18 protein-coding genes are annotated in these 19,040 nt (G+C 48.6%); 11 read left to right on the top strand and 7 right to left on the bottom strand.

From position 1 onward, the window contains the following. Positions 1 to 22: 22 nt before the first annotated feature. Positions 23 to 1,456, bottom strand: coding sequence for a C40 family peptidase (locus tag MKY22_RS05810; protein WP_341087356.1), 1,434 nt, complete (start codon positions 1,454 to 1,456; stop codon positions 23 to 25). Positions 1,457 to 1,650: 194 nt separating this feature from the next. Between MKY22_RS05810 and MKY22_RS05815 the strand changes: the two genes are divergently transcribed. Continuing rightward, a complete protein-coding gene (locus MKY22_RS05815; protein WP_341087358.1) occupies positions 1,651 to 3,363 on the top strand; it encodes an ABC transporter ATP-binding protein in 1,713 nt (570 codons plus the stop codon). Between the two features lie 510 nt (positions 3,364 to 3,873). After that, entirely contained in the window at positions 3,874 to 4,734 is an 861-nt protein-coding gene (locus MKY22_RS05820) for a DUF4003 family protein (protein WP_341087359.1), read from the top strand. Positions 4,735 to 4,791: 57 nt separating this feature from the next. Here the strand turns inward: MKY22_RS05820 and MKY22_RS05825 are convergent, their stop codons facing one another. Continuing rightward, positions 4,792 to 6,039 carry a lysine N(6)-hydroxylase/L-ornithine N(5)-oxygenase family protein gene (locus MKY22_RS05825; protein WP_341087360.1) on the bottom strand — a complete coding sequence of 416 codons (1,248 nt, stop codon included), beginning with the start codon at positions 6,037 to 6,039 and terminating at the stop codon, positions 4,792 to 4,794. A 76-nt stretch (positions 6,040 to 6,115) separates the two neighbouring features. Then, positions 6,116 to 7,246: a S1C family serine protease gene (locus tag MKY22_RS05830; protein WP_035408750.1), complete on the bottom strand. Its 1,131-nt coding sequence runs from the start codon at positions 7,244 to 7,246 to the stop codon at positions 6,116 to 6,118. A gap of 207 nt (positions 7,247 to 7,453) precedes the next feature. On the opposite strand from MKY22_RS05830, the gene MKY22_RS05835 reads away from it, so the two are divergent. Next, positions 7,454 to 7,804: a DoxX family protein gene (locus MKY22_RS05835; protein WP_029341233.1), complete on the top strand. Its 351-nt coding sequence runs from the start codon at positions 7,454 to 7,456 to the stop codon at positions 7,802 to 7,804. A gap of 38 nt (positions 7,805 to 7,842) precedes the next feature. Here MKY22_RS05835 and MKY22_RS05840 read toward each other — a convergent pair whose 3' ends face one another. Continuing rightward, complete coding sequence (locus MKY22_RS05840; protein WP_341087364.1) at positions 7,843 to 8,607, bottom strand: SGNH/GDSL hydrolase family protein; 765 nt, start codon at positions 8,605 to 8,607, stop codon at positions 7,843 to 7,845. 126 nt (positions 8,608 to 8,733) lie between these two features. Between MKY22_RS05840 and MKY22_RS05845 the strand changes: the two genes are divergently transcribed. Further along, positions 8,734 to 9,654 carry an ABC transporter ATP-binding protein gene (locus MKY22_RS05845; RefSeq protein WP_341087366.1) on the top strand — a complete coding sequence of 307 codons (921 nt, stop codon included), beginning with the start codon at positions 8,734 to 8,736 and terminating at the stop codon, positions 9,652 to 9,654. Next, the gene (locus tag MKY22_RS05850) at positions 9,647 to 10,645 is read left to right on the top strand and encodes an ABC transporter permease (RefSeq protein ID WP_034785942.1); all 999 of its coding nucleotides are present in this window, start codon (positions 9,647 to 9,649) and stop codon (positions 10,643 to 10,645) included. Before MKY22_RS05845 ends, MKY22_RS05850 begins: the two co-directional genes overlap by 8 nt. A 36-nt stretch (positions 10,646 to 10,681) precedes the next feature. Here the strand turns inward: MKY22_RS05850 and MKY22_RS05855 are convergent, their stop codons facing one another. Then, positions 10,682 to 11,209 carry a shikimate kinase gene (locus MKY22_RS05855; RefSeq protein WP_214727984.1) on the bottom strand — a complete coding sequence of 176 codons (528 nt, stop codon included), beginning with the start codon at positions 11,207 to 11,209 and terminating at the stop codon, positions 10,682 to 10,684. Positions 11,210 to 11,715: 506 nt separating this feature from the next. On the opposite strand from MKY22_RS05855, the gene miaA reads away from it, so the two are divergent. Together miaA and hfq are read left to right on the top strand one after the other, a co-directional pair. Continuing rightward, positions 11,716 to 12,642: a tRNA (adenosine(37)-N6)-dimethylallyltransferase MiaA gene (gene miaA / locus MKY22_RS05860; protein ID WP_341087373.1), complete on the top strand. Its 927-nt coding sequence runs from the start codon at positions 11,716 to 11,718 to the stop codon at positions 12,640 to 12,642. 48 nt (positions 12,643 to 12,690) lie between these two features. Next, complete coding sequence (gene hfq, locus MKY22_RS05865) at positions 12,691 to 12,939, top strand: RNA chaperone Hfq (protein WP_023467753.1); 249 nt, start codon at positions 12,691 to 12,693, stop codon at positions 12,937 to 12,939. A gap of 139 nt (positions 12,940 to 13,078) precedes the next feature. Here the strand turns inward: hfq and MKY22_RS05870 are convergent, their stop codons facing one another. Beyond that, complete coding sequence (locus MKY22_RS05870) at positions 13,079 to 13,387, bottom strand: DUF2283 domain-containing protein (RefSeq protein ID WP_341087375.1); 309 nt, start codon at positions 13,385 to 13,387, stop codon at positions 13,079 to 13,081. A gap of 29 nt (positions 13,388 to 13,416) precedes the next feature. Then, a complete protein-coding gene (locus MKY22_RS05875; RefSeq protein WP_294742434.1) occupies positions 13,417 to 14,388 on the bottom strand; it encodes a tyrosine-type recombinase/integrase in 972 nt (323 codons plus the stop codon). Between the two features lie 139 nt (positions 14,389 to 14,527). Between MKY22_RS05875 and hflX the strand changes: the two genes are divergently transcribed. From hflX to glnA, 4 genes are all read left to right on the top strand, one after another. Beyond that, positions 14,528 to 15,769: a GTPase HflX gene (hflX, locus tag MKY22_RS05880; RefSeq protein ID WP_034785946.1), complete on the top strand. Its 1,242-nt coding sequence runs from the start codon at positions 14,528 to 14,530 to the stop codon at positions 15,767 to 15,769. A gap of 2 nt (positions 15,770 to 15,771) precedes the next feature. Next, complete coding sequence (locus MKY22_RS05885; RefSeq protein WP_029341241.1) at positions 15,772 to 17,049, top strand: methionine gamma-lyase family protein; 1,278 nt, start codon at positions 15,772 to 15,774, stop codon at positions 17,047 to 17,049. Positions 17,050 to 17,190: 141 nt separating this feature from the next. Further along, positions 17,191 to 17,589, top strand: a complete 399-nt coding sequence (locus MKY22_RS05890; RefSeq protein WP_023467758.1) for a MerR family transcriptional regulator — start codon at positions 17,191 to 17,193, stop codon at positions 17,587 to 17,589. Positions 17,590 to 17,634: 45 nt separating this feature from the next. Further along, positions 17,635 to 18,981: a type I glutamate--ammonia ligase gene (glnA, locus tag MKY22_RS05895; RefSeq protein WP_056060529.1), complete on the top strand. Its 1,347-nt coding sequence runs from the start codon at positions 17,635 to 17,637 to the stop codon at positions 18,979 to 18,981. Positions 18,982 to 19,040 lie beyond the last annotated feature (59 nt).

Below are 19,040 nucleotides of genomic sequence, written 5' to 3' on the forward strand. Positions count from 1 at the left end.
CAAGGGATGGATGAAAAATGTCTTAAAGTGATTTAAAGCCTAACAGTTTTTGTGTCCAGTACCGTTCTGAAAGACGACTGATGCCGAGTGATGGTGTGTTCGCATGGATGAACTGATCGTTGTTCAACATGATGCCGATATGCGTCGGACCAGCGGCATACGTGTTTTCGAAGAAGATGATATCGCCGCGTGCCGGTTGACGCAGTTTCGAAAGCTTCGCCCCAAGATACCGGTCATCATTCCAGTAACCGTTGACGTTCGTCCGTCCGACAGAATAGCCAGCGGCATTCAACGTGTAGTTGATGAAGCCAGAGCAGTCGAAGCCACCGTTGACTGGATTACTAGATCCCCAAACGTATGGTGTTCCGAGATATTGTTGACCAATCGAAATGGCACGTTCCATCAATGTTGAACCGGGAACGGTCGTCACAGGAGGTGTCGTCGGAGTGACAGGAGGCGTCGTCGTGACGGATCCCGTCGTGATGTAACTCTTCGCGACATAGTAGAGACCCGTTCCGATCTTGATCTGGTACCAGCCGCTATCTTTACCTGTCGTTTCACCTGTTACGTTTACCGTCGAAGCGTGTGCGACTTGTGTGAAGACTTTAGACGACGTCGAAGGCAACGTACGGACATTCAGACCGGTTGGGGCGTTGACGCGATACGTCTTCGAGGCATCAACCGGCGTCAAAGAGACTTCAGGCGTCGTCGGCGTTGTTGGTGGTGATGCTTTTGTTGAAGCTTTGACATAGGTCGAAGCGACATATGCTTCTTTTCCGTCAAGCTTGACTTGGTACCATGAATCAACGGCGCCTGTGACATCAAGAACCGTCTGATGCGGTAATGTCTTGTAGATTTTTGCGTTCGTCGCTGCAGCAGTCCGTGCGTTCAAGCCTTCCTTCGCATTAACCGTGTAGACTTTTGATCGATCAACCGCTTTAACGACTTTTTTGACGGGAGTCGTTGCGGGTGGTTTTGAATCTGTCGTGACGTTCGACGTCTTTTTGCTGACTAACGTCGCATGGACATAGGCCGTTTGTTTCTTATGTGTGATTTGGTACCAATCACCTGATTGTTTCTGAACAGTCAAGACAGTATTCTTTGCCAGTTTTCCGAGTGATTTCGAACTCGTCGTTGCTTTTTGCCGGACGTTGACGGCATCGGTGTTCGTTATGTAGGTCGTAGTTGTCGGAGCCTTTTCCGTCGTTGCTTTGACGTATGCTGAAGTAATGAAAGCTGGTTTCGACTGATAGCGGATTTCATACCAGCTGTTGACTTTCTTGACAGCTGTCAGCTTCGTACCTTTTTTTAGCGTCGTGATGACCTTCGCGGAAGTCGAGGCAGCCGTGCGAATGTTGACGTTATCCGTCAAAGTCAGTGTCGTTGACGCGGCTGAAACCGGAATTGTGGTACCGACCAAAGCGAGCGTCGTGAGGGCGAGAACGGTCTTTTTCACGTGACATAGCTCCTTCCAAGAGATAGGTAAAAATCGTTGTTACCATTTTGTCATAAAAAGTGCTGATTCCCCTGAATTAAAAATATAATTTTTGTCTGGAAAACTGTAATACCGTTTTTCAAAAAATGAACAGGTAGAAGGAGTATTTTCAAAAAAGTTCAAGTACACTAGAAGTACTCGGAAGGAGGCTACACATGTTACACCGTTTTTATCAATATTATATCCCACATAAACGTTTATTCTGGCTCGATTTCATATCTGCCTTATTCGTCGGGGTGTTAGAACTTGCTTTTCCACTCGCAGTCCAGTGGTTCATCGACTCCTTGTTGCCAAACGGTGAGATGAACTGGATCATCCTCGTCAGCGTCGGATTATTAGCGCTCTACATCATCAGTACGCTGATGCAATTCGTCGTCAACTATTTCGGACATAAGCTCGGGATTAACATCGAGACCGATATGCGTCGTCAGTTGTTTAGTCATGTCCAGAAACAGTCGTTTCGTTTCTTTGACAATACGAAGACGGGTCATATCATGAGCCGGATCACGAATGATTTGTTTGATATCGGGGAACTAGCCCATCATGGTCCGGAAGATGCGTTCATTGCCGTCATGACCTTGCTTGGTGCATTCTCGATCATGTTGACGATCAATGTGCCGCTTGCCCTCGTGACGATCATCGCCGTACCATTCCTGATCTGGCTGATCAGCTATGCGAACGTCCGGATGAATAAATCATGGGACCGGATGTACGGTAATATCGCGGAAGTCAATTCACGCGTCGAGGACAGTGTTTCCGGTGTCCGTGTCGTCCAGTCGTTCACGAACGAAGCTTACGAAATCGAGCGTTTTGAAAAAGACAACGCGACGTTCCGTCAGTCGAAGATCAATGCCTACAAGGTCATGAGTAAGAGCCTGTCCGGCATCTACTTGACGACTCGTTTGATGACACTTGCCGTCTTAGTCGTCGGTGCGTACTTGACACATCGCGAAGCCTTAACGGCAGGAGAACTCGTCGGCTTCATTCTCTACATGAATATCTTATTGAAGCCAATCGATAAGATTACGGCATTGCTTGAGATGTATCCGAAAGGGATGGCTGGCTTTAAGCGGTTCCTTTCGATGATTGATGAAGATGCATCTTTACCTGATGCGCCAGATGCGCTCGTCGTTGATCGCTTGAACGGTGGCATCACGTTCAAGGATGTCGCATTCGGATATGAAGCGGATCGTCTAATCTTAGAACACATCAATCTGACGGTCGAACCTGGTCAGACGGTCGCATTCGTCGGAACGTCCGGGGCAGGGAAGACGACGATCTGTTCGTTGATTCCACGTTTTTACGATGTTCTAGATGGCGCAATCACGATTGACGGAATCGATATCCGGCAGATGACGAAGGAGTCTCTGCGACAACAAATCGGGATCGTCCAGCAAGATGTCTTTTTGTTCTCAGGGACGATCGCTGAAAACATCGCCTACGGTGATTTGAATGCGACGCACGAAGACATCGTGCAAGCGGCAGAACGTGCCCATCTCGGTCCGATGATCGCGGATCTACCTGATGGGTATGCGACACAAATCGGCGAACGGGGACTCAAATTGTCGGGTGGACAAAAGCAACGACTCGCCATCGCGCGGATGTTCCTGAAGAACCCGCCGATTCTGATTCTTGATGAAGCGACGTCTGCCCTTGATACAGAAACGGAAGCACTGATTCAAGAATCGCTTGCCGAGCTGTCTGAGAACCGGACGACGCTCGTTATCGCCCACCGTTTAGCAACGATTCGAAATGCCGATAAGATTTTCGTCGTCACGAAGGACGGCATCGTCGAAGAAGGCTCGCATGATGAACTAATGAATCAAGGTGGTTATTTCTCCCGGTTGTTAGAGAGACAACGAGTTTGAATCGATTTGAAAGAATGAGAGGTAATGAATAAGGTCTAAGACTAAAGACAACGTGCAATTTTTCTCTAACGAGAAGAATTGCGCTTTTTTGTTCGTCTCACATCGTTTTCCTGGGACAAGCATCGCGCCGCTTCGCTTCGCTGCAGGGTCGCTCTTGTTTGTTTTTCCCTAGGAAGCGATGTCGAGTGAACAAAACGCTTCTCTGACATTCTTCGACATTCTTCTGGTTATAAAAAATGACGCGTCACACGCAACTCCTACAGGAACAAGCGCATATTTGCGCTGTCGAGACAAACAAGACCCGCTTTCCTGCTTGAATGAAGCAGGAAAACTGGCTTGTGTCTCGCCTGAGGAAAGGGCGTGAAAAGACGCGTCATTCTTTTTTTGAGTCAGCCCATTCGTCTACAGTCCGGGACGTAATCTGTTGCCATTTTTTGTTCGTATAAAAATAAGGTTGTGCAAGCCAATTTTAGGGAAAACGATTGATAGAAAAGAAGGCGAGGTGGAAGGATGTACGGTCAATTCTGTGAGAACTATGATGAGAGTTATCCCGTCTTGCGGGAAGAGACGTCACATGATTTCCATCGTTTTTTTGCACTGTCCTACACGATTCATGATACTGTCTTTGAACAAACTGTATATGAAAGACTGATGCGGACAATCAAACACAAGACATCGCGTTTTTCAGCGCTTCGGAGCCGTTATACGCCGTTACTTGTCGCCCATGTTCAATTGAATAGCACGGATCCCGATGTTCTCATCGAAGAGATCATCGTTGCGGAAAAGAAGATTAAACATCGCCTGATTCGTGATAAAGGGGTTCGTCCATTTTTTGCGCTCAACGAAGTATTGAATCGGCGTCAAGGAATCGATGCCTTTCCCTATATGGAACGCTTGCATGCAACACGCCCACATTTGAATGCAGCAAAGCAGTACGTCGTGACATCGACCTTGCTTGAACAGCAGCCATTACCAGAGGAATTTCTAGAGCGGGTCAATACATCGGAAGAGTGGCTCGCGCAATTCATGGAACGAACGAGTGAACGTGTCATTACGGCGCAAATCTTAGCGGCGGATCCAGATCCTTCAGCGCAACAGGAACGAATCATTGCGTGGCGGGAACTGTTAGAGCGGCGAGAAATCATCATCTGGGATCGCTTGATGCCAATCCTTGCGTTACTGCCTACAATGGAGCGTGTCGACTGGATTTATGTGACTCGGATTGTCGACCGGGAGCGGGCACGGAATCGATTTTCAGACGAAGTCAACTGGTTGATTGCCTTTCATTTGTTGCTTGCTAAAACAGGTGTGACACGAGTTCAAGCCACGTTGCTATTGCTGGCTGCACTAGAGTTGACGAAAAAACCGTAAAACGAAAAACGAACGAGGAGTGGCGCACGCCATTCCTCGTTCGTTTGGTTTAGTGACTTAATCGAACGTCGTAAACGTCGCATGTCGTTCGACCGGATACAGTTCCGTACCGGCGACAGCGTTCAAGATCAACTGGTTCCGCGAGACAGACATCCCGAGATTATCCGCAGCCGGACCGTGTGACAGCTCTAAATTAGCAGTTGCGTAAAGATGATGGGCTGTCTCGACCGAACGCACGATTTGGTAGTCGGCATCGACTTTCCAGGCATTCGGTGCTTCGAACACGATATCAAGTCGGTCGATGAAGCTCGGAAGGGATGGCGAAAAACCAGTTGCTGCAATGACGGCATCTGTTACAGACGAGCGCTCGTCCTCAAGTTCTTGATGTTGCATCGCAATCGTGAACCGCTCATCATAGGTGATTTCTTTTACTTCGAGATTCGCGCGGATCGCGACCTGTCGTTGTTCCTCTTCCGTCAAATCATAGAGGTGGGCATAGATCGATTGCAGGGTCTCTGGACTGATGCCGTTCTGAGACCGGGCAAACTTCTTGACCGACTCTTGTCGTACTTCGAGTGGGAGTTGGTTGAAATACATCACATAGCTCGGTGAAAAAATTTCTTCTCCGAGTTTACCGGTCTCAAGTGTCTCAAACAGTGTCGAACGCGCAATCCATTCGAGTTCAGGACGCTCTGGAGCAGGTGTCGTCAAAAGATCAAGGAAGATCTCGGCGGCACTTTGACCGGAGCCGACGATACTGATTTTTTTGCGCTGCAACAGTTCTGCCTTGTTCATGACATACTGTGTATTGTGAATGACACGCTCGTCAAACGTGTCTGGAATCGTGGGCTTTGAGCCAGTACCGATGACGACGTTCCGTGCTTCGAACGTTTCCCGTTTCCCGGTTGTGACATCTTCGACGAGGACCTCAAAACTATCACCGGTATCTTGCACATCGACGACGCGGGTTGAAAATCGTAAATCATTAAGCTGTGTCGCCACCCAGCGTAAGTAATCATTGTAACCTTGTCTTGAAATCAGAAGTTTTTCATAGAAGTAAAACGTGTGGAGACGTTGGATCGATCGTAAGTAATTAAGGTAAGAAAATGCGCTCGTCGGATCAGCAAGTGTGACGAGATCGGAGATGAAGCTTGTCTGCATCATCGAATCCTGAATCATCATGCCGGGATGCCATGAGAATTGTTCGCTTTCGTCAAAAAATAACGTTTTTAAATCTGTCGGATGAGCCAGTGCGCTCAACCCTAAATTCATCGGACCAATGCCGATGCCGATTAAGTCATACATAGAAAAAGCCTCCCAATTCGATATTGTTCTAAAACAATACCCGAAAAGGAAGGCGGACGAAACGTCAGGCTGAAGTTTACAGCTGGTCGGTCGTCGTTGTTTTCGTCTCGACCGTCATCGTTTTTCCGTCACGGATGATTGTCAGTGAGAGTGGACCGTCTGATTTGATGAGTGCCGTTTTGATATCGACGAATCCTTTAATCTCGGAGTCGTTGATTTTCGTGATCACGTCACCTGTTTTCAGTTTAGCCGCAGCAGCTGGACTGTTCGGTTCGACTGACATGACGACGACACCTGTTTTTTGACTGTCTGGTAAGTTAACTTGATCTTTTAAATATCCAGCAGGGAACGCCGCCACATCTTGTAAGGAAACACCGAGTGTCGGATGTTCGACTTTACCGTTCGTCTCAAGTTGTTTAAGGATTGGTAATGCATCATCGATTGGAATACTGAAACCGACACCTTCAACACCCGACTCGGCAATTTTCATCGAGTTGATACCGACGAGTTGTCCTTGTTCATTGATCAAGGCACCGCCTGAGTTACCAGGATTGATCGCGGCATCCGTCTGGATGACCGTTGTATTAAAGTCGTCTTGTCCATCGTTATTCGTATCGACCGGTACAGTCCGGTCTTTCGAACTGACGATTCCGCGGGTAACGGAATTTTGGAATTCACCAAGTGGATTACCGATTGCGAGGACCGTTTGTCCGGCTTTTAAGTCCGCTGATTTCCCAAGTGTGATGACGCCTGGAACGTCGTTTGCGTCGACTTCTAACACGGCTAAGTCATACGTTTCGTCACTACCGAGTAATTTGGCTTGAAGTGTTTTACCGTTGTTAAGTGTGACATCAAGTTTTGACGCGCCATCGACGACGTGGTGGTTCGTAATGATGTATGCTTTTCCATTCTCTTTTTTATAAATGACACCAGATCCCGAGCCGGCAGCTGCTTCTTTTTGCGACATCGCATTACCGGTTTGATAATTCGTCACCGTTACAACGGATTTTTGAGCAGTGGCGACTGCATTCGTCACTGGATCATTCGACGTCGTCGAGACTTGTTTTGGCATTCCGTTTGAGAGTGGTGTGTCCGCGACCTGTTGCTCTTGATCGAGTAAAATCGGAAACGCGATCGTTGCCGTCAGAACGGCACCGATGATTCCTCCAGTCAATCCAGGTAAAAGTCCTTTTGTTTTTCCAGCCATAAGTCGTCATCCCTTCCTGTATGATTTCTGACTTCATCATAGCAAATGAAGTGACTTATCACCTGATTACGGGAGACATTCCGAAATGACTCATCATTCCCCATAATTCGACGACAATTTCTAAAAGTTGAGATAATCAGGTCATTTCGATACACTGAAGCTGTCTCGAACATATATTTCATTAACAGAAAGAGAGTGTGGAACATAATGCTATTGCGTCTAGTCTATGGAGCAGGATTACTGTTTGCGGGAGTTGGTCATTTCCGCAATGAAAAAGGGTTCGTCAGCATCATGCCGTCGTTCATTCCGTTCAAGCGCTTCTTCGTCCAAGTGACAGGGGTCATCGAAATCGCTTACGGTGTCATGTTGTTGACAGGAAAAGGGGTGCACCTCGTTCGTAAGACGCTTCCTGCCTTCTTATATGCTGTCTTACCCGCAAACGTCAACATGGCAGTCAATCCGAAGCCGATTAATGGAAAACGTCTTCCGTCTTGGTTGCTTTGGACACGGTTGCCGCTCCAATGGGGGCTCGTCTCTCTTGCGAAACGTCTGAAATGAATCGGAACAAAAAGCCGCCTAAATGGCGGCTTTTATTGTTAGAAACGTTTATTGACAGCAAGTAAGGAAGCTTTTGCAATCTCTTCGTAGGTAGAATCGTTCGGGTGGAATTGGTCACTCGACAAATCGCGTTTGACGTCACGCACGAGATTGAATGTGTCGATGATCTCGACATCGTACTCGATACCGAGCGTCCGTGATTTTGCGTTCCAATCTTGTACGATAGCATCGAATGCTTCACCGTTTTCCGTCGCACGGAAAGGATTATAGAGCCCGACGTAGAAAATGACAGCATCCGGATTTTGTTCTCGTAGGATACTGAACGTCTTTTTCAAGTTCGCTTGTGCCGTCGTGACGGTTTCGGCTGTCTTCTTCGCATTGAAGTTCGCGACGCCTTCACCACGGTTGAATAAGTCATTTCCGCCAATCGTCACCGAGATGACTTTTGCTTGTTTGATTGAACGTAAGACTTCTTTTTGTTCTAGTTGTTTCAGTAAATCTTCCGTCCGGGCACCACTGACGGCAAGATTCTGGAAGCGCTCGACAGTGTTATCTTTGACAAGATCGCGTCCGACGATCGTGGCGTAACTATTGCCGTTTGATGCTCCGACACCACGTGTCAAGGAATCACCAAGCGCGACGTACGTCCCGCCTTTTTTGACAGGCTCTTCCTTCGTAGGTGTCAGGACGGCACGTTTTGGTGGGTTGACGACGTCACTATAGGCACTGACGAAGCCGTATCCAAAGATTGCCGTCAAAACGAGTGAGACGGTTAAAAACAGGGGCCAGCGTAATCGCTTCATGAACGTTCCTCCTTCTAGGTTCTAACCTGATTGTAGCAAAAGTTGAAAGAATGTGCGGAAATGAAGTGTTCTGACAAGTCAAATGATTCATTATTCCGCTAGAATAGACAATAAGAGGTGAGAGACGTGAAACCAACAGTGAAATTAGAAGGTGTAACAAAGGTGATCGGAAAAAAGACGATCATTGATAATATCTCGTTTGAGATTCAACCAGGTGAAGTCTTTGGCTTCCTTGGACCGAACGGGGCAGGAAAAACGACGACGATCCGGATGCTCGTCGGCTTGATCAAACCGACGTCCGGTAAAATCACGGTCTGTGACTTCGACGTCCGCAAACAGTTCGTCCAAGCGATGGAGCGGATTGGCTCGATCGTTGAAAATCCAGAGTTGTATAAGTATTTGACGGGTCGCGAAAATCTACAAGTCTTTGCCCGGATGTTACCGAATGTCGATGATGCCCGGATTCAGGAAGTCATCGATCTCGTCGATTTGACGGCGCGTGTTGATGATCAAGTCCGGACATACTCGCTCGGGATGCGGCAGCGTCTCGGAATCGCACAAGCATTACTCGGACGACCGAGCGTCTTGATTCTCGACGAACCGACGAATGGTCTCGATCCGATGGGGATTCGGGATTTACGTCAATTCATCCGCCGGCTCGTCGAGGAAACGGGACTGTCGGTCCTCGTCTCGAGTCATATCTTGGCTGAGATCGAAATGCTTGCCGATCGAGTTGCGATCATGAGTTATGGCAAAATCGTTCAAGTCGGAACGGTCAAGGAACTGGTCGAGTCGCTCGCACCAGGCGTTGACTGGCGTGTCGATGATGCCTTTAAGGCAAATGAGATTTTATCAGCATCGGATCAAGTCCAAGTGTCCGAAGTCGTCGATGCGAATACGGTTCATACTTTGATGGATGCAAGCAAGACACCAGCGCTCAACAAACAGTTGATCGAAGCAGGTGTCGAAGTCTGGACGATTGAACGGAAAGTCCAAACGCTCGAAGATCTGTTCATCACGTTAACGGGAGGCGATCACATTGCGTAATCCGAACATGATCGGTCTCGTTCGAAATGAAGTGACGAAAATCGCTTCAAAACGTCGTTTTGCTGTCGTTGCGATCATTTTGATCGTCCTTGTCTCGATGTTTACGTACGCACAGTACCGAGACATCCAGGAACAAATCAAAAAGCAAGGAACGCTCGATTGGCGGGTTGAGTTACAACAAGACATCGTCGACACGCAGAACCGTCTTGCTTCCAGCAGTATTCAAGATGAGTTCCGTCAGTTCCTTGAGTTTGACCTAAAACAGAATCAATATTATCTCGATAACGACATCAACCCGAACTATCCGGGAGCCCCGACGTTCATCCGAATCTTCTTCTCGCAAGGATTGACGCTGATCTTACCGCTGTTCATCATCGTCATCATGGCGGATATCGTCAGTGGGGAGCAAAATGACGGAACGATCAAGACGCTACTGTCGCGACCAGTCCGGCGCTGGAAGATCCTGATGGCGAAATGGTTGACGGTGTTACTCTATACGTCGATGCTGATGGCATTGACCGTCGCCGTCTGTTACGCGATATCCGGGATCGTCCTCGGCTATGACGGATGGACCGCACCGATCTTGACCGGGTTCCAAGCCTCACCGAGCGGTACGTTCTCGACCGAGTTCGTGCATACGTTACCGATGTGGGAGTACCTCTTGATGGCCGTCGGTCTAGCATGGATCGTCACAGCTGTCGTCGGAACGATCGCCTTGATGGTCTCTGTTCTCGTCAAAAACACAGCGACAGGGATTGGGATCATGATGGCAGTCTTGATTTCCGGCACGTTACTGACGACACTCGGTTCAAGTTGGACGAGCTCGAAATATCTCGTCAACGTCAACTTCGGACTGATCAACTATCTCGATGGACAAGCACCACCGATCGAAGGGATGACGCTTCCGTTCTCCCTTGCCGTCCTCGGTTGTTGGACGGTCGCGGCACTAGTCGTTGCGTTCTGGAACTTCACACAAAAAGATATGTATTAAGACGAACGGGTCCACCTATAGAGGGGGACCCGTTTTTCATGGATGAAGCGACAAACGATCGTATGTCTCGATTATTTTTTGATACTGAAGTTGTGTCGATAACGAAGCATCTACTATGAGAATCGGGGAAATTGACCGGTCCATTTGATACTGGTGTTCTGCGAACGTACCGATCATCGATGGGTCCGTCGCCGTGTGATACGTCCGGCACCAGTCAAGGAATTCATTGGAGCCTGTAAAATCTGGGTATCGTGCTGCTTCGCGTGCGATGAGACGTTCCATCCGAACCGATTCGTCGAGCGACAGGAAGACAAGCAAGTCCCGATTGATGAAACCGTCCGGATGCCAGGCGAAGACAGAACCGGAGACGATGTAATCGTTGTAAGACATAAGATCTGCTTCATACATGGAAAATCGCTCGGAGACGTCTCGCTTTTCAGTGAACGTCGTATCTTTCCAAAGATAATGGTCTGTATCAATCCAGGGAATCTGTTCAGCTTTCCCGATGAAGGCGCCCAGTGTACTTTTTCCGGTACCTGATCCACCAATGATTTGAATACGCACGATAATCGGCTCCTTTCGAAATAATGTATCGGCACGCAGAACAGGCCCGGGCATGATGCCGGACCTGTCGCTTGGAAGAACGAATTCTTCCTATGTCGCCTCGTGCAAGCACAAGACATGGAATCGAGAGGCAGTGCCTCTAATAGGAAGCCGATGCAGGTCAGCTTCCGCGCTACGTACCAATCGTACTTTTATCATACTGATTCCAAGAATTGGTGTCAAACCTGCTCGAAAGGGTTTACAAACCGTTCAAACCGTCAAAAGAGAGAATAACGATGACTAGAGGAGGAACGACCATGGCAGATTGGGGCATCATGCTGACAGGCGTCGTCATTTGTGGGTGGTGCATCTTTAGTGCCATTTATGACGATTTCATCCGTCGCGTATAAGACGAGCAAACGTGAACCGTCCAAGGAGGGCGGTTTTTTTGTTGATTTTTTTAATCCGAGTAAGTGGCTGTGGTACACTCGAATCAGAATGAAAAGATAGAGAATGGGTGAAGAAAAATGAAGAAACAACCAGTCATCGTCATCGTCGGACCGACTGCAGTCGGAAAAACGAAGACGGGCATTGAACTAGCCAAGCGATTAAACGGAGAAGTCTTATCTGGAGACTCTGTCCAAGTCTATCAAGGGATGGATATCGGATCGGCAAAAGTGACGACCGAAGAGATGGAAGAGGTGCCGCATCATCTGCTTGATCTCGTTACACCGGATGATGAGATGAGTGTAGCGCGTTTCCAGACGGTTGCCCGAGCGACGATCGATGAGATCGCAAGTCGGGGGAAGTTACCGATCATCGTCGGTGGAACAGGGCTTTATATCCGTTCGATTTTATATGATTATCAGTTCACCGAGCAGGCAGAAGATCCAGCCTTACGGGCTGAACTCGAAGCGTATGCAGCGACACATGGAGCGAATGCGCTACATGATCAGTTGAAGGAACTTGATCCGGTGCGTGCCGAAGCGATTCATCCGAATAACATTCAGCGGGTCGTGCGGGCGATCGAGGTCGCGCGGACGGGTCAGACACAAACGACCGGTAGTAAGCCTGCACTTTACGAGAGTCTACTGTTCGTCCTACACATGGAAGACCGGGATCGCTTGTATGATCGGATCGATCAGCGAGTAGATATGATGGTCGAAAGTGGACTTCTTGAGGAAGTGGCACGTCTTGACGCTGCAGGGTACCGTCAGACGAAGGCGTTGCAAGCGATTGGTTATAAAGAGATGTTACCGGTCCTTGACGGGGCACCACTCGATCCTGCCGTCGATATGCTGAAACGGAACACGCGACGCTTCGCGAAACGTCAATTGACGTGGTTCCGTCACCAATTTGATGGCGTTTGGGTGGATATGGGAAAGTTTTCATTTGAAGAAACGTTCAAAATTATCTATGATAGAACTGTAGAGTTTCTGAAAGCGGTTAAATAAGAGTTGCCCGAAGACAGAAACAGATAAAAAGAGGGGGCACGGGGAATCATGAAAGCGACATACAACATTCAGGACGTCTTTTTAAATCAATTACGGAAAGATGCAGTCCCGACAACGGTTTTCTTAATCAGCGGGTATCAATTACGGGGGCTGATCAAGTCATTCGATAACTTCACGGTCATCTTGGAGTCGGAAGGCAAACAGCAGTTGATCTACAAGCACGCGATTTCGACGTTCGCACCAGCGCGCAACGTGACGTTATATGAGCAAGAAGAGACACAAGAAGTCTCTCGCTAAGTAAAAAAGACGACCGGGGGTCGTCTTTTTTTGTTCACTTCATTATTTATACGCTGGCTGAGCAAGCGTACGAAGAACGTCGACAGGATATCGTTCTAAGTCAAGGATATCAAGTCCGATGAATCCGGTATGATCGGTTTCAGCAAAGTAGAACGTAACTCCTTGGAGGTGACACGAACTTTTCGGAATCGTGTTTTGCAATCGGAGCGAGAAACGATCTGTATGTTCTGCGTAATAAGAATGCTTGTGAATGGACGGCGCGGATCACATTCGCTTCTTCATTGAAAAATTCGATTCCGACGATGCGTCCCTCTTGATCAACGTCTACGTTGAGGAATTCATTTTCTTCTAGCTCGTCCGTTTCTTCAATTGCGGGAGTAAATGTTTCTGGGAAGAGATATAGATATCCCATTTTTGCTTTTTGATCATAAGTCATTCGAATCGTCATTCATGTCACTTCCAAGTCTAATGAATTTTTTACAACAACGGTGTCAGTTCCTCGACCGCCTCTTCATAACGTCGGAGCGAGACATCCTTATAGAGGCATGTCTTCTGCAGACGTTCTTCCTTCGTCATCTCGTCCTGATATGTTTTCAGGATAAAACTGTTGCGTAACATCGACGGTGTCAAGATCCGTTTATTATCCGACCGTTCATTCAGCTGACGCATCATCTTCGTGATCATGACGATCGACAATTGCTTCGGTGCATTCTTACTGTAAACCCAGCGGAATGTCATCCGGGCGAAGTCGAACGCGACGAAAAAAGGGTCGGTACTGTGATAACGAGGACGGACCGGCTCCGGAATCGTCTTCAAGTAACGCAACATGATATCTTGATCTTCCCGCTCGAGATGGAGCAGGTAGCGGTTGCCGAGTCGATCGTGGACGGTCATCTCTTGCTGGGCGAAATTGAGGTCATGCATCTTCAAACCAATGATATGATGAACACGTAAGCCGTAGCGATAAAACAATCGAAGGATCAGTTCGTTTCGATCGATTAAAAACGGACGTGCCTTCAATTGATGTTCCGTCAAGCCGCGATCAGATTGATTCGTCCGCACCAATTGCTCGTATTCCTTGAAGGAAGCGACGTGTTTTGCCGTTAATTCGTGCGTCGGTTGTGCGTATTCGATCAGCTTCGCTTTCGTTTGCCGAATCTGGTAATTGACTTGATTGATGACGGTGACGATTCGAGCGACCGTCGCTTGCTGGTAGAGTTTCTCTTCGATCAAGTACTCATTGATGAACGTCTTCCACGTCTCGATTGAAATCGCCTTGAAATCGTCGATCGTCTCGAGTGGTTGGTCGACATCGGTCATATAGCGATGGACTTCGATGAGATCATAGCGATAGCGTCGGACGGTCGAAAGTTGCCGTCCACTTGTCGTTAGATAAAACAGGTAGCGTTCAATGAACTCTGGAAGCGTATACGACTGTTCGCGTGCCATCGTTTTCCTCCCTTTCGTAATGGTGTTTCTTCCATCATAAACCGAACGGATGTTTCCTGTCCAAAAAAGTTCAGACGAACCGGTGGCTGTGGTATGATAAGGGGCGCAGTACGTCTTTACTCGTGAAAGGAATGATATTATGTCAGAACGCGTCATCGTCGTTGGTTGCCAGCTCCCCGGTGTCCCGGATCATGTCTATGAAGAATCGGTCGCGGAGCTCGAAGCACTCGTAACGACTGCGCATGGTGTCGTCGTCGGTCGTTTGGATCAAAAACGACAAGCAATTGACCGCCGTACGTTCATCGGAAAAGGAAAGGTTGAGGAACTCGTTGCGTTAGCAGACGAACTTGAACCTGATTTAATCATATTCAATGCCGAGGTCACGCCCGGTCAGATGAAGAATATCCGGATCGCCTTATCGGACCCGGAAGCCATCAAATTGATTGACCGGACGCAGTTGATCCTCGATATCTTTGCTGGTCGTGCCCAGTCGCGCGAAGGGAAGTTACAGGTCGAACTGGCACAGATGAGTTATCTGTTACCACGCCTAGCCGGGCAGGGTACACAACTGTCACGTCTTGGTGGCGGAATCGGGACACGTGGACCAGGTGAGTCGAAACTTGAGACGGACCGCCGTCATATCCGGCGTCGCGTTGATGAGATCTCGAAACAACTCGAGACATCCGTCGCGCACCGTGCCCGTTACCGGGAACGTCGCAAAGAGAACCAGACATTCCAAATCGCGCTCGTCGGTTATACGAATGCCGGTAAATCAACGATCTTCAACCGGTTGACACAAGCCGACACATACGAGAAGGATGAGCTGTTCGCGACGCTCGATCCGTTGACACGTCAAGTCGATTTGCCGGAAGGTGGTCAAATCCTCCTAACGGATACGGTCGGTTTCATTCAAGATCTCCCGACGAAGTTGATCGCGGCGTTCCGCTCGACCCTTGAGGAAGTGCTGGAAGCCGACTTGATCCTCCATGTCGTTGATGCGTCGAGTGAGCATTACTTGAATCAGATGCAGACGACGAACGATGTCCTCGATGAACTCGGTGCCGGTGACATTCCGCAACTGGAAGTCTACAACAAGAAGGATCAATTGAACCGCTTGTTCACAGGTGGAAAACTGCTGATTTCTGCGCTTGACCCGCAGGATATCGAGCGCTTGATCGAAGAGATCGAACGGTCAATCAGCGAAATCCTCGAGTATCTCGAGATTCGCATTCCAGTTGACGGATTTGCCCATTACAATCCGGCGAAGGAAGTCATGATGAATTTGAAGGAATCGTTCGAAGAAGATGGTTCCGTCATTCTAAAAGGTTACTTGCGTAAAGATACGCGTCTATACGCGACATTGAAACAATACGAGGTGTAAACATGTTTTCAGAATTAACCCATTACGAAACGCTCCGTCCGCTCATTGATCGGGCGGAGGAACAGATCGCCCCGTACGTCAAGAAAGCGCAAGAGGTCGCGGAATACAATCAATTCCGCGTCCTCGATGCGTTCCGACGTCACAAGGTCAGTGATTTTCACTTCATGCCGTCAACAGGCTATGGCTACAACGATGAAGGACGCGATACGCTCGAACGGATCTATGCCGATGTCTTCGGTGCGGAAGCCGGTCTTTGTCGTCCGCAAATCATCAGCGGCACCCATGCAATCGGTATCGCGTTGTTCGGTTTGTTATTGCCAGGCGATGAATTGCTTTATATCACAGGAAAACCATACGACACGCTTGAAGAAATCGTCGGAATTCGTGGTGACGGACGCGGTTCATTAAAGGAACTGGGCGTCCAGTATGATGTCGTCGAGATGAAAAACGCTGAGACGATCGACGTACCGGCTGTTCTCGAACGAATCACACCGCAGACGAAGGTCGTCGGGATCCAGCGTTCAAAAGGCTATGCGACACGACGCAGTCTACCCGTCAACGAAATCGGAGAAGCAATCGCCACCATCAAAGCCGTTCATCCGCACGTACTGATCTTCGTCGATAACTGCTACGGTGAGTTCGTCGAGACGATCGAACCGACACACGTCGGGGCGGACTTGATGGCAGGATCGTTGATTAAGAACCCGGGTGGTGGACTTGCGAAGACCGGCGGTTATCTCGTCGGTCGAACGGATTTGATTGAACGAGCGTCATTCCGGATGACGACACCAGGGATTGGCGCCGAAGCCGGTCCATCGTTATCCGCACTTCCGGATATGTACCAAGGCTTCTATATGGCACCACATACGGTGAGCCAAGCGTTGATGGGCGCGATGTTCACGTCGAGCATGCTTGGTCAGTTCGGCTTTGACACGGCACCGCACCATACGGCAGAACGGACGGATTTGATTCAATCGGTCTCGTTCCATGCGCCAGAGCCGATGATTGCCTTCTGTCAGGCGATTCAAGCAGCTTCACCCGTCAATGCACATGCGTTACCGATTCCGGATTATATGCCGGGATATGCGGACGATGTCATCATGGCAGCAGGAACATTCGTACAAGGATCATCGATCGAGTTGTCAGCGGATGGTCCGATCCGTGCGCCCTATACCGCATACGTCCAAGGTGGGTTGACGTATAGCCACGTCAAGATTGCCATCATCTCAGCCGTCAATCACTTGATGGAAAAACAATTAATTCCAGAAAAAAACGTTTAATACTAGCATATCTCGTGAAAACGACCTCTGAACGACTTCGAGTAAAGTGATTAAAAAAGTTGTGTTAACTTTTCTTACATCGCTTGACAAGTTGCCTGACAGAGGTTTATTCTCATGGAGTAAGGAAAAAGGAGGAACCACATGGCAGACTCATCACGCCAGTCCAAGCCACTATTTCCCATCGGAGTCGTTCAAGAGTTGACCGCGTTATCTGCCCGCCAGATCCGATATTACGAAGAACAGGGACTGATTAAGCCGGAGCGGACAGAGACGAAGCGTCGCCTCTATTCGTTCAACGATGTCGATCGCCTGTTGTCGATTAAGGAATACCTGGATCAGGGACTGAATATCGCAGGGATCAAATTGATTTTTGAAAACGATCTCGTCAAACGCGAACGCGTTGCGGAGAGCGTCGTCGAGACGCGCCCGGAACTATCTGACGGCGAATTGTATAAACTCCTGAAAAATGAATTGAAGGAAGCAGGACGACATGGAAAGACGTCGCTCATCCAAGGTGAGCTCGGGCGTTTCTTCAAGTAAGGACCTGTAACCATATAAAAACGAATCGGAGAGGGGATTTGTCACATGACACGTCGCAACATTACACGAGAAGACATTTTGAAAATCGCTAAAGCTGAGGATGTACGCTTCATTCGCTTACAGTTCACAGATATCCTCGGAACGATCAAGAACGTTGAAATTCCAGTAAGCCAATTGGAAAAAGCACTTGATAACAAAATGATGTTCGATGGTTCATCGATCGAAGGATTCGTCCGGATCGAAGAATCAGATATGTATCTCTTCCCAGACTTAAACACATGGGTCGTCTTCCCATGGACAGAAGATGGAACAGGGAAAGTTGCACGTTTAATCTGTGACATCCATAATCCGGATGGCTCGCCGTTCGCAGGAGACCCACGTGGTCAGCTCAAACGGGTACTTAAAGAGATGGAAGAACTCGGTTTCACATCATTCAACGTTGGACCAGAGCCAGAATTCTTCCTCTTCAAGAAAGATGAAAAAGGTCGCCCGACACTTGAATTGAACGACCAAGGTGGATACTTCGACCTCGCACCAGTCGATCTTGGTGAAAATTGCCGTAAAGAAATCGTCATCGAGCTCGAGAACATGGGCTTTGAAATCGAAGCATCACACCACGAAGTCGCTCCAGGTCAGCACGAAATCGACTTCAAATATGCGGATGCGATCACGACGGCGGATAACATCCAAACGTTCAAACTTGTTGTCAAGACGATTGCGGCGAAGCACAACTTGCACGCGACATTCATGCCAAAACCACTCTTCGGAGTCAACGGATCAGGAATGCACGCGAACATGTCGCTCTTCAAAGGCAACGAGAACGTCTTCTTCGATGAAGGCAACGAAGAAATGCAATTGTCGGATGATGCACGTGCCTTCACAGCAGGTATCCTCAAACACGCACGTGCCTTCACAGCGGTTTGTAACCCGACAGTCAACTCATACAAACGTCTTGTTCCTGGCTACGAAGCGCCTTGCTACGTCGCATGGTCAGCCCGTAACCGTTCACCACTCGTCCGTGTTCCTGCAGCACGTGGACTCTCGACTCGTATCGAAGTTCGTTCAGTCGATCCAGCAGCGAACCCGTACCTTGCGCTTGCGACATTGCTCGCTTCAGGTCTTGATGGAATCAAGAACAACTTGAAAGCACCGGCTCCAATCGACCGTAACATCTACGTCATGGACAAACCGGAACGCGTTGCGAACGGAATCGATGATCTTCCATCAACACTCAGCCACGCACTCGAAGTCTTGAAAGCGGATGACGTCGTCATGCACGCTCTCGGCGATCACATCGCAGAGCACTTCGTTGAATTGAAAGAAATCGAATGGGATATGTTCCGGACGCAAGTCACGGAATGGGAACGCGATCAGTACATGGTCTTGTTCTAATCCAACTCAAGCACTTCTGGACTTTTGTCTGGAAGTGCTTTTTTCATGTCGTCGACAGG

It is taken from the genome of Exiguobacterium sp. FSL W8-0210 (genome assembly GCF_038006045.1).
Classification (GTDB): Bacteria; Bacillota; Bacilli; order Exiguobacteriales; family Exiguobacteriaceae; genus Exiguobacterium_A.

What these genes read in the sequence shown, in the direction of transcription:
- MKY22_RS05815 (WP_341087358.1), top strand. Translation starts at nt 1,651, where the DNA reads ATGTTACACCGTTTTTATCAATATTATATCCCACATAAACGTTTATTC.
- MKY22_RS05820 (WP_341087359.1), top strand. Translation starts at nt 3,874, where the DNA reads ATGTACGGTCAATTCTGTGAGAACTATGATGAGAGTTATCCCGTCTTG.
- MKY22_RS05825 (WP_341087360.1), bottom strand. Translation starts at nt 6,039, where the DNA reads ATGTATGACTTAATCGGCATCGGCATTGGTCCGATGAATTTAGGGTTG.
- MKY22_RS05830 (WP_035408750.1), bottom strand. Translation starts at nt 7,246, where the DNA reads ATGGCTGGAAAAACAAAAGGACTTTTACCTGGATTGACTGGAGGAATC.
- MKY22_RS05835 (WP_029341233.1), top strand. Translation starts at nt 7,454, where the DNA reads ATGCTATTGCGTCTAGTCTATGGAGCAGGATTACTGTTTGCGGGAGTT.
- MKY22_RS05840 (WP_341087364.1), bottom strand. Translation starts at nt 8,607, where the DNA reads ATGAAGCGATTACGCTGGCCCCTGTTTTTAACCGTCTCACTCGTTTTG.
- miaA (WP_341087373.1), top strand. Translation starts at nt 11,716, where the DNA reads ATGAAGAAACAACCAGTCATCGTCATCGTCGGACCGACTGCAGTCGGA.
- hfq (WP_023467753.1), top strand. Translation starts at nt 12,691, where the DNA reads ATGAAAGCGACATACAACATTCAGGACGTCTTTTTAAATCAATTACGG.
- MKY22_RS05870 (WP_341087375.1), bottom strand. Translation starts at nt 13,387, where the DNA reads ATGACGATTCGAATGACTTATGATCAAAAAGCAAAAATGGGATATCTA.
- MKY22_RS05875 (WP_294742434.1), bottom strand. Translation starts at nt 14,388, where the DNA reads ATGGCACGCGAACAGTCGTATACGCTTCCAGAGTTCATTGAACGCTAC.
- hflX (WP_034785946.1), top strand. Translation starts at nt 14,528, where the DNA reads ATGTCAGAACGCGTCATCGTCGTTGGTTGCCAGCTCCCCGGTGTCCCG.
- MKY22_RS05885 (WP_029341241.1), top strand. Translation starts at nt 15,772, where the DNA reads ATGTTTTCAGAATTAACCCATTACGAAACGCTCCGTCCGCTCATTGAT.
- MKY22_RS05890 (WP_023467758.1), top strand. Translation starts at nt 17,191, where the DNA reads ATGGCAGACTCATCACGCCAGTCCAAGCCACTATTTCCCATCGGAGTC.
- glnA (WP_056060529.1), top strand. Translation starts at nt 17,635, where the DNA reads ATGACACGTCGCAACATTACACGAGAAGACATTTTGAAAATCGCTAAA.